Annotated in this window: 14 protein-coding genes; 8 read left to right on the top strand and 6 right to left on the bottom strand. The window is 72.1% G+C overall.

The window, feature by feature from the left end; all coding sequences use genetic code 11:
- Window position 1: 1 nt before the first annotated feature.
- A complete protein-coding gene (locus ABGB17_RS25245) occupies window positions 2–820 on the bottom strand; it encodes a putative protein N(5)-glutamine methyltransferase (protein ID WP_347633707.1) in 819 nt (272 codons plus the stop codon).
- Window positions 821–1,261: 441 nt separating this feature from the next.
- Here ABGB17_RS25245 and ABGB17_RS25240 point away from each other — a divergent pair, with 441 nt between their 5' ends.
- The 5 genes from ABGB17_RS25240 to ABGB17_RS25220 all read left to right on the top strand — a co-directional run bounded on the left by ABGB17_RS25240 (window position 1,262) and on the right by ABGB17_RS25220 (window position 7,257).
- Window positions 1,262–2,497: a DUF418 domain-containing protein gene (locus tag ABGB17_RS25240; RefSeq protein WP_347633775.1), complete on the top strand. Its 1,236-nt coding sequence runs from the start codon at window positions 1,262–1,264 to the stop codon at window positions 2,495–2,497.
- Between the two features lie 180 nt (window positions 2,498–2,677).
- On the top strand, window positions 2,678–3,907 hold the full coding sequence (locus ABGB17_RS25235; protein WP_347633705.1) for a DUF418 domain-containing protein: 1,230 nt from the start codon (window positions 2,678–2,680) through the stop codon (window positions 3,905–3,907).
- A gap of 125 nt (window positions 3,908–4,032) precedes the next feature.
- Complete coding sequence (locus ABGB17_RS25230) at window positions 4,033–5,268, top strand: heparan-alpha-glucosaminide N-acetyltransferase domain-containing protein (protein WP_347633703.1); 1,236 nt, start codon at window positions 4,033–4,035, stop codon at window positions 5,266–5,268.
- Between the two features lie 145 nt (window positions 5,269–5,413).
- On the top strand, window positions 5,414–6,391 hold the full coding sequence (locus tag ABGB17_RS25225; protein ID WP_347633701.1) for an ATP-binding cassette domain-containing protein: 978 nt from the start codon (window positions 5,414–5,416) through the stop codon (window positions 6,389–6,391).
- Window positions 6,392–6,423: 32 nt separating this feature from the next.
- A complete protein-coding gene (locus tag ABGB17_RS25220) occupies window positions 6,424–7,257 on the top strand; it encodes an ABC transporter permease (protein WP_347633773.1) in 834 nt (277 codons plus the stop codon).
- Here the strand turns inward: ABGB17_RS25220 and ABGB17_RS25215 are convergent.
- Together ABGB17_RS25215 and ABGB17_RS25210 are read right to left on the bottom strand one after the other, a co-directional pair.
- Window positions 7,247–7,411 carry a hypothetical protein gene (locus tag ABGB17_RS25215; RefSeq protein WP_347633699.1) on the bottom strand — a complete coding sequence of 55 codons (165 nt, stop codon included), beginning with the start codon at window positions 7,409–7,411 and terminating at the stop codon, window positions 7,247–7,249. The genes ABGB17_RS25220 and ABGB17_RS25215 overlap by 11 nt on opposite strands.
- A gap of 295 nt (window positions 7,412–7,706) precedes the next feature.
- A complete protein-coding gene (locus ABGB17_RS25210; protein WP_347633698.1) occupies window positions 7,707–7,898 on the bottom strand; it encodes a hypothetical protein in 192 nt (63 codons plus the stop codon).
- Window positions 7,899–8,229: 331 nt separating this feature from the next.
- Here ABGB17_RS25210 and ABGB17_RS25205 point away from each other — a divergent pair, with 331 nt between their 5' ends.
- Entirely contained in the window at window positions 8,230–8,499 is a 270-nt protein-coding gene (locus ABGB17_RS25205; protein ID WP_347633696.1) for a hypothetical protein, read from the top strand.
- A 26-nt stretch (window positions 8,500–8,525) separates the two neighbouring features.
- A complete protein-coding gene (locus ABGB17_RS25200; RefSeq protein ID WP_347633694.1) occupies window positions 8,526–9,209 on the top strand; it encodes a hypothetical protein in 684 nt (227 codons plus the stop codon).
- Between the two features lie 45 nt (window positions 9,210–9,254).
- Here the strand turns inward: ABGB17_RS25200 and ABGB17_RS25195 are convergent, their stop codons facing one another.
- Both ABGB17_RS25195 and ABGB17_RS25190 read right to left on the bottom strand, forming a co-directional pair.
- Entirely contained in the window at window positions 9,255–9,917 is a 663-nt protein-coding gene (locus ABGB17_RS25195; RefSeq protein WP_347633692.1) for a response regulator transcription factor, read from the bottom strand.
- Complete coding sequence (locus ABGB17_RS25190; protein ID WP_347633690.1) at window positions 9,914–11,029, bottom strand: histidine kinase; 1,116 nt, start codon at window positions 11,027–11,029, stop codon at window positions 9,914–9,916. The genes ABGB17_RS25195 and ABGB17_RS25190 overlap by 4 nt, the downstream gene beginning before the upstream one ends.
- 193 nt (window positions 11,030–11,222) lie before the next feature.
- On the opposite strand from ABGB17_RS25190, the gene ABGB17_RS25185 reads away from it, so the two are divergent.
- Window positions 11,223–11,645: a DUF6223 family protein gene (locus ABGB17_RS25185; protein ID WP_347633688.1), complete on the top strand. Its 423-nt coding sequence runs from the start codon at window positions 11,223–11,225 to the stop codon at window positions 11,643–11,645.
- A 49-nt stretch (window positions 11,646–11,694) separates the two neighbouring features.
- Here ABGB17_RS25185 and ABGB17_RS25180 read toward each other — a convergent pair whose 3' ends face one another.
- Complete coding sequence (locus ABGB17_RS25180; RefSeq protein WP_347633686.1) at window positions 11,695–12,465, bottom strand: SRPBCC domain-containing protein; 771 nt, start codon at window positions 12,463–12,465, stop codon at window positions 11,695–11,697.
- Between the last annotated feature and the right edge of the window lie 84 nt (window positions 12,466–12,549).

Genomic DNA, 12,549 nt, shown 5'->3' with positions numbered 1-12,549 from the left:
CTCACGGCGCGGCCGTCGCGGACACGACGGCGGCGTCCAGCTCGGGGTCGGTGACGGCCCGGGCGGGCAGGCCGCCGCGGGTGAGGTCGCGGGCCAGGGCCTCGGCCTGCAGCGGGCTGGTCTCCAGCAGCAGACGCCCGCCCGGGGCCAGCCACCCGGGTGCCCCGGCGGCCACCCGCCGCACCACGTCCAGGCCGTCGGCGCCGCCGTCCAGCGCCACCCGCGGCTCGTGCTCGCGCGCCTCGGCGGGCAGCAGCCGGATGTCACCGGTGGGCACGTAGGGCGCGCTGGCGACCAGCAGCCCGACCCGCCCGCGCAGCCCGGGGGGCAGCGCCGCGTACAGATCACCCTGGTGCACGTGGCCGCCGGACGCGGCGACGTTACGCCGGGCGCACCGCACCGCGGCGGGATCGACGTCGGCCGCGTGCAACTCCACCCGCACGCCCGCCCGGGTCAGGCGGGCCGCGACGGCGGCGCCGATCGCCCCGGTGCCGCAGCACAGGTCGGCGATCACCAGCGGGGTGGCCAGGGGGGCGAGGGCGGCCGCCTGGCGGACCAGGAACTCGGTGCGGCGGCGGGGGACGAAGACGCCGGGGTCCACCGTGACGCGCAGCCCGTCGAACTCCGCCCAGCCGAGGACGTGCTCCAGGGGCAGGCCGGCGGCGCGGCGCTCGACCATCGCGGCGAGGTCGGACGGGGTGCGGGCGGTGGCGAGGATCAGCCGTGCCTCGTCCTCGGCGAAGACGCATCCGGCGGCGCGGAGCCTCGCGACGATCGCCGGCGGAGGGGACGAGGGGGAGGACGGCGAGGAAGCCGACATTGCGGGTGCCTTTCGGGATGCCGGTGGGCGCTCCCTCGGTCACCTACCGCCCGGCGGGCCGGGCGGGCGCGGGAGGGAGAACCCTGCCTGATCGTGCGGTGATGGGTCTCACCTCCTCGGGACGTGTCCGGGCTGGGACGGCAACATTACCGGACTGCTCTCCAGGGCTGGACCCCGGCCACCGGTGCCGCGATCACCAGGGTGGCGCGGCACAAGTCCAGGGTTCTCACATGTGTCGGAAATCGGCTGTTATCTGATTTACAACGCTCATACTCTGGGCGCACTAGCGTTCTGACTCCCAGTCAAGTGAAAGGACGCAACGGGAATGTTGACCGAGTGGAATTTCCCCGCGGGTCGTCATCGGGATGACGGCCCCGCCCGGCGTCGTGCCGGGACGATGCATGGTCGCCGGTGTGACGGAGCAGGTGAAGAAGTGTGAGCATGGTCTCCGAGCGTGTGCGGCCCCGCGGTGGGCCGGGGGTGACGGTACCGGGGGAGCGGCCCCCGGGGGAGCGGCCGGCGGTTCGCGGTCGTTTATTGGGACTTGACGTGGTGCGGTCGATCGCGATTCTGAGCATGGTATTCGTGCACGCGTGGCCCACCGGTTGGCTGACCCCCATGGTGGCCCCCGATGATCCGGTTCCGGTTCTGCAGTTTCTCAACGAGTTGATCAGCAATCGTTCACTGAGTCTTTTCGTGTTCTGCGCGGGCGTGTCGGTGGCGTTGATGACCGGCGGGGCGCGGCCGCCGTCCGGGCGGGCGATGACCCTGGCCCGCAGGCGGCTCGCGGTGCGCTCGGCGGCGATGTTCCCCTTGGCCCTGCTCGGCCTCGCCATCGGCGAGGCCGTCTTGTTGTCGTTCTGCCTGTGGTTCCTGTTGCTGTTGCCCGTCCTGCGCCTGCGTGCCCGCCCGCTGTTCGCCGCCGCGGCGGCGTTCTGCCTGATCAGCCCGCTCTACCGCTACCTGCAGCTCAACTTCGCCGGTGAGTGGGCGGCGCCCGGGGACGTGTACGCGATCTTGACGAACCCCGGCGACTGGCCGGCCTGGGCGGGGTACTACCTGGCCGGCCCCGACACCCCGTACGCGATCCCGCTGCTGCTGGCGGGCATGGGGCTCGGCCGGCTGGACCTCGGCGCGCGGACCGTGCGGATCCGCCTGATGTTCGCCGGGACGGCGGTCATGGCCGCCTCGGGGCTGCTGTCGTGGCTGGCCGCGGGGCCCCTCGGCGGGACACGCGCCCTGGCGCAGGTCGTGCCGGCGCCCCCCGGCGACGGCCGCCTGCCGTGGATCACGCCGCTGATGATGCGGCCGTACGGCATGTTCGACGTCAGCGTGCCGATGGCCCCCATGATGATCGGCCTGGGGCTCCTGCTGACCGGCGCGCTGCTCCTCGCGGCGGACCGGCCCGCCGGGGCGCGGCTGCTGTGGCCGCTCGCCGCGACCGGCAGTCTGGCGCTCACCTGCTACGCCGGGCACTTCGCGCTGCTGATGCTGCTCGGCGCCGAACCGCCCTCCAGTTTCCTGGTCTTCGCCGTGGTCGGCCTGACCTTGGTGGTGTTCTCCACGGTGTGGCGGTCGCGGGCACGGCGCGGGCCGCTGGAGTGGCTGACGAATCGTGCCGTTCTGTGGGCCGTCCCGGCGAAAAGTCCGAGTTCACCGGCGCTGAAAGGTGAGTGAAAACCCCCTTTACGTGGAACTTACCGCACGTTTGACTAGTTTCCTGACACAACAGTTTTGTTCAGCAACTTTCTTAGAAAGGGTGGGCTATGTCCTGCGAGTTACCGTTCGAGCCGCTACGCCTTGTGATCCTTCGTGGCGCCTCGCCCGGGTGTACACGCCATACCGGGAGCCGGGGCGATGACGTCTAGCCCGGTCGCCGGCACACGACGCGCCGCCCCCGCCGCCGGGCCCGCCGAGGCCTCCCGCGGGCGCCTGCTGGGCCTGGACGTGGTGCGGGCCATCGCGGTCCTGAGCATGACCTTTGTGCACGTGTGGCCCACCGGGTGGTGGACGCCGATCCATCCGCCCGCCGACCCGGTCCCCATGCTGGACTGGCTCAACATCGTGCTCACCAACCGCGCGATGAGCCTGTTCATCTTCTGCGCCGGGGTGTCGGTGGCCCTGGTCACCGGCGGGGCCGCCCCTCCGGCGGGACGGGCCATGTCGATCGCCCGCAGGCGCCTGGCGGTGCGCTCGGCCGTGATGTTCCCCTTGGCGCTGGCACTCCTGCAGTACGGCGAAGTGATCTTGACGTTGTACTGCTTCTGGTTCGTGATGCTGCTCCCGCTCACCCGGCTGCGCGCCCGGGCGCTGTTCGCCGCCGCGGCGGTGTGCGCGGTGTTCGGCCCGGTGCTGCGGTTCGTCCTGCTGAACCACGTCGGGCAGTGGTCGATGCCCCACGAGGGTTTCTCCCTGTTGCTGCACCCCTCCGACCTGCTCTACTTCGTGGCCGGGCCCGACACCCTGTACGCCTCGGCGCTGCTGCTGGCCGGAATGGCCGTCGGCCGCCTCGACCTGCACCTGCGCGCCGTGCGCGTGCGGCTGGCGGCGGCCGGCGGCGCCGTGCTGGCCGGGGCGCTCGCGATGTGGGGGCTGGCCGCCGGGCCGCTCGGCGGGGCGCGGACGCTGGCCGCGATCACCCCGTCCCGGCCCGGCAGCGGCGAGCTGCCGTGGATCGCGCTGTTCATCATGCGGCCCTACCGCATGTTCGACATCAGCCTCCCCATGGGGGCCTCGATGATCGGGCTCGGCATGCTGCTGATCGGCGTGTTCCTCCTGCTCACCGACACACCGCTCGGGCACCGGCTGCTGTGGCCGGTCGCCGCGATGGGCAGCGTGGCGCTCACCTGCTACGTCGGCCACTTCCTGCTGCTGATCCCGTTCAACGACCCGCTGCCGTACAGCTTCGCCGTGTTCGTGGGCGTCTCGATCGTCATGATCGTCGCCGCGGCGCTGTGGCGGCGACGGTGGCGCAGAGGGCCGCTGGAGTGGCTGGTGCACCGCGCCATGGTGTGGGCCGTGCCCGGCGACCGCCCCCAGGCCAGGGCCGGCCGCGCCTTTACGTGGCGCGTACCGCGGCCTCGTTAGATTCCTCACTTGTCGCAGGAGGGGACTTTTACACCGCTCATATTTGACGGACACTAGCTTTCTTGACTAATTGTCAAAGAAGGATGGGAAATGTCTCCACATCTGCTGGCGAAAGGACCCGCCCGATGACGTCCAGCCGGGTCGACGAGTCCATTGACGCCACCGTCCTCGCGCCGGCGACGGCGGCCGAGGCCCCGGCGAAGCCGCGCAGCAGGCTTCTGGGCCTGGACGTGGTGCGGGCCATCGCCATCATCAGCATGATCTACGTGCACGTCTGGCCCACCGGCTGGCTGCGGGCGGTCCTGCCGCCCGAGCAGCCGGTGCCCGGCCTGTTGTGGATGGACGAGGCGGTCACCAACCGCGCGATGAGTTTGTTCGTGTTCTGCGCGGGTGTGTCGGTGGCCTTGATGACGGGCGGCGCGCGGCCGCCGTCCGGGGCGGGGATGACCCTGGCCCGCAAGCGGCTGGTGATCCGCTCGGTCGCGATGCTGCCGCTGGCCCTGATCCTGCTGGAGTACGGCGAGTCGATCCTGCTGTCGTACTGCGTCTGGTTCGTCCTGCTGCTGCCGTTCACCAAGCTGAAGGCCAGGCCGCTGTTCATCGCCGCCGCGGTGGCCGCGGTCGCCGGTCCGCTGTTCCGGTTCGTGATGCTCAACTACATCGGGGAGTGGCCGTTCCCCGTCGACGGGTTCGCGCTGCTGCTCAACCCCGCCGACTGGCCCTACTACCTGGTCGGTCCCGACACCCCCTACGCGGCGGCGCTGCTGTTCGCCGGGATGGGACTCGGGCGGCTGGACCTGCGGCCGCACGCGGTACGGCTGCGGCTGATGGCGGCGGGCGCCGCGGCCATCGCCGGGTCGCTGGCCATGTGGTGGGTGGCCGCCGTGCCGCTCGGCGGGCTCGGGGCGCTGGCGGCGGTCCGGCCCTCACGGCCCGGCGGCGGCGAGATGCCGTGGATCTCGCTGTTCATGATGAAGCCCTACGGCATGTTCGACATCAGCCTCCCGATGGGCCCGATGATGATCGGCATCGGGTTCCTGCTGATCGGGTTCTTCCTGATCGTGATGGACCAGCCCCTGTGGGAGCGGCTGCTGTGGCCGCTGGCCGCCACCGGCAGCCTGGCGCTCACCTGTTACGTCGGCCACTTCCTGCTGCTGTTCCCGTTCGGCAACCAGCCTCCGTTCTCCTTCCAGTTGTTCCTCAGCATCGCGGGCTTCGTGGTCGTGTTCTCCACCCTGGTGCGCCGCTGGTGGCGCCGGGGGCCGCTGGAGTTCCTGATCCACCGCGCCATGGTCCGGGTCGTCCCGGACCGCCCCGCCGACCGGCCGGCCCCGGCCAGGCCGGCGACGAACACCGCATAACCCACCACATCTCCCTGTCCACCTGCGCCGCCGGCCCGGAACCCGTCCGGGCCGGCGGCGCTGTCGTCGTGGGGGGAACACTCACGCACCCGCTTCCCGTATGCTGTACGGTACGCCGTACGGAAACGGGAGCGAGGAGGGTGCCGTGGACGTCACAGGACACGCGATCATCGCCGAGGGGCTGCGCAAACGGTACGGGGACACCGAGGCGCTGGCCGGGTTCGACCTGGCCGTGCCCGCAGGGACGGTGTGCGGGCTGCTCGGGCCGAACGGCGCGGGTAAGACCACCGCGGTGCGGATCCTCACCACGCTGGTGCGGCCCGACGCCGGGCGGGCCGAGGTGGCGGGCTTCGACGTGGTCCGGCGGGCCGACCAGGCCCGGTACCGCATCGGGCTGGTCGGGCAGCACGCCGCGCTGGACGAGGTGCTCAGCGGGCGGCAGAACCTCGTCATGTTCGGGCGGCTGCACCACCTCGGCCCGGCGGCGGCCCGGCGCCGGGCCGAGGAACTGCTGGAACGCTTCGGGCTGGCCGGTACCGGCGGCAAACCGGTCAAGCAGTACTCCGGCGGCATGCGGCGGCGGCTGGACCTGGCCGTCGGGCTGATCCTGTCGCCCCCCGTGCTGTTCCTGGACGAGCCCACCACCGGGCTGGACCCGCGCGGCCGCGAGGAGGTGTGGGAGGCGGTCGGCACGCTCGCCGCCTCGGGCACCACCGTGCTGCTCACCACCCAGTACCTGGAGGAGGCCGACCGCCTGGCCGGGCAGGTGTGCGTGGTGGACGCCGGACGCGTCATCGCCGAGGGCACCCCCGCCGAGCTGAAGGCCGCCATCGGCGGCGACCGCATCGACATCGTGGCCGCCGAGGCCGCCGGCGTGCCCGCGGTGGCCGCGCTCGCCGTCCGGGTCGCCGGCGCCGAGCCGGACACCGACGCCGCGGCCCGGCGGGTCAGCGTGCCGGTGCGCGACCGCGTCGCCGCGCTCACCGACCTGGTCCGCGCCCTGGACGAGGCCGGCGTCCAGGCCGAGGACATCGTGCTGCGCCGCCCCACCCTCGACGACGTGTTCCTCCACCTCACCGGACACCATCAGACCCGCAGCACCACCAGGACGGAGGCGGCGTGAACGGCACGACGACACGGGACGCGGACCGTCCCCTGACGGCGGCACCCGCCGTCCCGCCCCCGCCGCGCGGGCCGCTCGGACGCCTCGGCTGGGCGCTCGCCGACGGGTGGACGATCACCGTGCGGGACCTGACCCACTGGGTGCGCCGGCCCGCCCAGATCATCGTGGGGCTGCTGTTCCCGGTGATGGTGGTGCTGATCTTCGGCTACGTGTTCGGCGGCGGCATGGTCGTGCCGGGCGGCGGGGACTACCGGGAGTTCCTGATGCCCGGCATGTTCGCCATGACCATGGTGTTCGGCATCGAGGCCACCTTCACCGCGGTCGCGAACGACATCGGCAAGGGTGTCACCGACCGGTTCCGCTCCCTGCCGATGGCCCGCTCGGCGGTGGTCACCGGGCGCGGCGCCGCCGACATGCTCAACTCCGCCCTCGGCCTCGCCGCCATGATCGTCTGCGGGCTCGCCGTCGGGTGGCGCTGGCACAACGGGCCCGGCGCGGCGCTGGCCGCGGTCGGGCTGCTGTTGCTGCTGCGCTTCGCCCTGCTGTGGGCGGGCGTCTACCTCGGGCTGATCACCAAGAACCCCGAGGCGGTGATGGCGGTGCAGATCCTGGTGTGGCCGCTCGGCTTCCTGTCCAACACCTTCGCCGCGCCCGCCACCATGCCCGGCTGGCTGGCCGCGATCGCCGAGTGGAACCCCATGTCGGCGACCGTGTCCGCGGCCCGCGAACTGTTCGGCAACCCCGGCTGGGGCGGCGACTCCTTCGCCGCCCAGCACGCCATGGCCCTCGCGGTCATCTGGCCCGTGGTCCTGTTGGCGGTGTTCTTCCCGTTGTCGGTCCGCCGCTACCGGCGGCTCAGCCACTGACCGGGTGCCGTCGGCGGCCCAGCGGGGCCAGGTGAGCGGCCGCCCCGGCGGGCCCGTCGGTGACGGCGCCGACGTACCCGCCGGGGCGGATCACCACCAGGCCCCGCCCTCCCTCAGCCGTGGCGCCGTCACCGGACACGCCGAGGCCCGGCACGGTTGTGTTTCCCGCGTGTTGAATATTCGTTCCGGGGTACCGGGTAATCCTTGTGGCCGTCAATTCCACGCTCCCGGGCAAGCGCGGGGGAATCCTGGCCACCGGGGGAATTCCCGGCCTGTGAGGCGGCGGTCGATCACCGTGAAGAAAACAGATCTGTGCGGCGCGAGTCGATCAGCCGGGTCTGCGCGCACGATCTGAAGAAATGACGTCAATGGGTTACAGGTAAACGCGGCATGCGGCCGGAGAGCTTACGCTCCGGCCGCACACGAGTCGGGGGGCTCGCTGAGGGGCGTCAGCCCCAGGGGGTGTTGCCGTGTAGCTTCGCGGGCTGACCAGGAAGGAAGACCGGCGTACTGGCGGATTGCTCGGGCTTCGTGGCCGATGTCGTGTCGGCGGACGCGGCGGCGTGGAGGGCCATTCCCCCGGCGGCGATGATCAGGACGACGGTGATGCGGGCAGTGAGAGCCTTGGCGGTTTCCATCATTTTCGAGCCCACCCCTCGTGGTGCGGAGTCTTGGTCGGTGCGTTTCCCTGTTCGCAATACCGAAGGTATTCGCGCCCGCTATCCGCTCGTTATCGGCGCGCTTCTCGCCCGCTAAGGCCGGTAGGGGCCACGGCGATGGCGTAATTGGAACCCCTGCCCTCCTGAGGGGCCGGCCGGCGACAGCGGGCCCCCGCCCGGACGGCGGGCGGCCCACCGGCGTCCCGAGCGTCCCCGCCTCCCCGGCGGGGTCCGATAGCATCGCGGACGGCGGCCGGTGCGGCTCCGCGGCCGGCGCCGTCCCCGGTCCCCCGAGCGAAGGAACGGTGCGACGATGCTGGTGGAGGCGATCCTGCACCGCACGTCCCCGGACGCGCCCCCCACCGCGTCCCCGGCCGACGGCATCCGCGTGCTCGCCCTGCTGCCCGCCCACTGGCGCACCGGCCTGTCCACGTCCAACGGCGCCATCACCCTGCGCCTGGACACCCCCGACGACACCACCCCCGCCGAGATCCAGGCCGCCCTGACCACCGCCCTCACCGACCCGGCCCTGCACCACTGGCGCCTGGACAGCTTCCGCCCCGTCCCACCCCCTCGAACCTGACCCCGACCCCGAGGGAGCATCACGCGATGGACGATCACTTCTCGCGTGGCGCGAGGGTGCCGCAGGCCGTCGCGTACGTGCGCGACCTGCTTGCCGGTTTCGGTCCCGCGTGGCTGCTCTGCGGTGGCTGGGCCGCCGACGCCTGGCTCGGCCGGCGGACGCGCCGTCACTTCGACGTCGACATCGCTGTCTTCCACCATGACCAGCGCGCCGTCTTCGAGCACTTCCAGGGCTGGGCAGTCGTGGCCCACGACCCCCATCTCCCGGACGACAGCACAGAGCAATGGAACGGCCGGCACCTCGACCTGCCCGCCCACATCCATGTCCCCACGTCAGGCAGCCCGCTGGCCACCTCGTCCACCTTGACGCACACCGCCTTCGAGTTCGAGTTCCTCCTCAACGAGCGGTCCGGCCACGACTGGGTCCTCAACCGGGAACAGGACATCGCCGTCCCGCTCGACCGTTGCGTCCGGCCGTCCCCATGGGGCGTGCCGACGGCCACCCCGGAAGTCGTCCTCTTCTTCAAAGCCGGGGGAAACCTCACCACCGCCGAGGCGGAAGCCACCGGCGGTGGTGTCCGGCCGCACGACGAGCAGGACCTCTTCGCTCTCCTCCCCGGCCTCACCGGAGCGCGGCGTTCATGGCTTCGGGAGTCGCTCGCCGCGGTACGGCCCGGGCATCCGTGGTTGTCCCACCTCCGAGCCCGGTGAAAAGGGATCCCGCCGCGGCCACCCGCACCCGCCGAGGAGCGGGTGTCAGGAGGTGCGCGGCACCACCAGGCCGGATTCGTAGGCGAGGATGACGAGCTGGGCTCGGTCGCGGGCGTGGAGTTTGGACATGGCCCGGTTGACGTGGGTCTTCGCGGTCAGGGGGCTGATCACCATGTGGTCCGCGATCTGGTCGTTGGACAGGCCCTGCGCGACCAGGGTGACGGCCTCGCGTTCGCGGTTGGTCAGTTCCTTCAAGCCCGTGTGGGGGCCGGTCCGTGGGGGCTGGGTGACGTACCGGTTGATCAGCTTGCGGGTGATCGACGGGGCGAGCAGCGCGTCGCCGCGGGCGGCGACGCGCACGGCGTGGAGGAAGTCCTCGGGCAGGATGTCCTTGACGAGGAATCCGGCCGCGCCGGCGCGCAGCGCGTCGAAGACGTACTCGTCGAGACCGTAGTTGGTGAGGATGACGACGTGCACCCCGGCCAGGGACGGGTCGGCGGCGATGCGCCGGGTCGCCTCGATGCCGTCCAGGACCGGCATCTGGATGTCGATGAGAGCGATGTCGGGGAGATGTTCCCTGGCCAGGGCCACGCCCTTCAGCCCGTCGCCGGCCTCGGCCACCACCTCGATGTCGTCCTCGAGGTCGAGGATGGCGCGGAATCCGCTGCGCAGGAGCGGCTGGTCGTCCACCAGCAGGACACGGATCACGACGTCTGGTCCACAGGAAGCTCGGCCTGGACGGTGAAGCCGCCCTGGCTGCGCGGCTCCGCGCGCAGGCGGCCCCCGAGGGCGGTGACCCGTTCGCGCATGCCGAGCAGCCCGACGCCGGGCACCGGGGCGGTGCCCGGCGTGGCCGTGCCGTCGTCGTCGACGCGTATCGCCAAGGTGCCGGGACGGTAGTCGATCCGGACGGACGCGGTGGCGGCGGCGGCGTGCCGGGCGACGTTGGTGAGGGACTCCTGGACGATGCGGTAGACGGTCCGGCTCACCGCGGCCGGCACGTCGTGCCGTTGCCCTTCGATCGTCAGCGTCGTCTCGAGGCCGGTGGTGCGGGCCCGTTCCACCAGTTCCGGGACGTGGTCGAGCCCGCGCGGCGGGCTGGTGTCGTCGTCGCGCAGCGCCTGCAGTGTCGCACGCAGCTCCCTGGCCGCCTCACGCCCGGCCTCCTGGATCGCCAGCAGCGCCTCCGGCACCTGTTCGCCCCGCCGGCGGGCCACGTGCACGGCGACCTCCGCCTGCACCTTGATGATCGAGATCTGGTGGGTGAGCGAATCGTGCAGTTCCCGCGCGATGTGCAGCCGCTCCTCGTCGGCACGACGCCGCGCGGTCTCCTCCCGGGTGCGCTCGGCTTCCTCCGCCCGCCGCTCGGCCTGCCGCAGCGCCTCACCCGCGGCGCCGGCCGCGATCAGCCACGCCAGTTCGAGCGCGCCCCGGGCCTGCGCGAACGCTTCCCCTGTGTCGTGCAGCCCCGAGGCGAGGGCGGCGAGGGGGAGTGCGGCCAGCATGAGCACGCTCAGCACGATCGTGACGGTGCGGTGCCCCGCCCGTACGGCGGCGTACACCGCGAACAGGTACGCGACGGCGGGCACGTCGATACCGGCCGCCTGGTACCCCACCGCGCACGCCCCGGTGACGGCCAGGACCGCGATCGGCGCCCGGCGGCGCACGGCCAGCGCCAGGCCGCCGGCCACCAGCAGCGCGTCACCGATCAGGTCGAGGCCCGTGGCGGGGCCCTGCCCCGACAGCCCGGTCACCAGCAGCGCCGCCGCCACACAGACGGCTATCGCCCAGTCTGTGACGCCGGCCCGTCCTGTGCTCATGCGCGCACCCTAGCCGGATGTCCGCGCGGGTGACTCCTGCGCACGGACGATCGGCCGCCTACCGCACACGCGGTACCCCCGCGACTCCTGCGGCGTCCGCGGCAGCGCGAAATGCCTGCGTCCGCTGGACGATCGGCAGGGGGTCCAGGAGACATGATCAGGTGACATCCACGTCACAGAAGGAGGAGCACTCATGTCGATCCGTCGCCTGCTTGCCGTCGCCGCTGCCGCCCCGCTCGCGATTCTCTGGCTCGCCACACCGGCAGCCGCGCACGTCCTGGTCCAGCCGGACCCCGTCGGTTCCTACACCTTGACCTCCGGCCGTCTCTGGTCCCTGGTGGCCGCGGGACTGGGCCTGGCCGGCGTGGTCGCCGGCGGCCTCGCCCTGGCCCGCGCCCGCCGCCGTATCGGCAACGGCGGCAGGAGGGGCGCCGTCGTGGCCCTGGTGACGGGCCTGGCCGGCGCGGTCATCGGCGGCATGGTCGTGGCCGCCGCCAAGGGTGGTCCCGGCACCGGCTACGGAATCGTCGGCGGCTACATGGCCCTGGTGATCGGGCTCGTCGCCCTGACCCTCGCCGCCCTGACCCTGGCCCGCTCCCGCCGCGGCACCGCCTGACCGGCCCCCGCGACACCGGGAGACCAGGCGGAGGGGGGCGGGGGTGGGGCTAGGGGAGCAGGTGGGTCAGCCAGGTGTTCCAGGTCTCGTGTGCCTTGTCGGGGTCGGGGGTGTTGAAGAGGTGATGGCCGAGGACCAGGACGTTGCCCCGGTCGGGGCCGGAGTGGAGGAAACGGAGGAGGGCGTCTTGGGTGCGGATGCCGAGGACCGTCGGGAGGCCGTCGTAGTCGACTGTGCCTTCCACCGAGGTGCCGGCGATCGAGAAGCGGGCGGGGGCGCCTTCCGTCACGGGGGTGGTCACGGAGAGCGCGGCCAGGAGGGTGGGCCAGAGGTCGGGCCTCGGGGGGACGCCGGGCCGGATGGCGGTGACGACGGTGGCGGGGCGGGGGTGGAAGTGGGTCAGGTACTGGGCCAGGGTGTGCAGGTACATGTCCCAGCCCTCCTGCATGGCCTCGAACTCGGTCTCCCAGTTGTCGCCGAGGATGCCGCTCTGGACGAGGCGCAGGACGGTGGAGCCGCCCTCGCGGGCCTCGATGATGTACTCGATGGCGGTGAAGAAGTCACCGGAGCCGCCTTCGTGGGCGAAGCGGTGGCCGGGCTCCCAGGCGGTGATCTCGGCTGTCGCGGTGTGGCCGGCGATGGTGTGGCCGAGTGTGCCGCCTACGGCGCCTTCCAGCTCGGTGCGGCCCATGAACCAGGCGTCGATGCCGGGGCCGGTGGCGATGGCGTCCCATATCTGCTCTGGAGTCGCGTCGAGCTCGATCTCCTTGGACAGCCGGAACTCGTGGGCCACGTCGGTCGTCCCTTCCTCTCGCTTCACGCCAAACGTAGCGCCTCCGGCTGAGCGCATCGGTGAAACCACCGGTTTCGCCCCGCGAGTCGTGCAGATCACGAAATAGAGCTT

Source organism: Sphaerisporangium sp. B11E5 (genome assembly GCF_039871875.1).
GTDB lineage: Bacteria > Actinomycetota > Actinomycetes > Streptosporangiales > Streptosporangiaceae > Sphaerisporangium.
The sequence above is the reverse complement of the archived record's forward strand: the minus strand, read 5'-3'. Positions and strand labels throughout refer to the sequence as shown.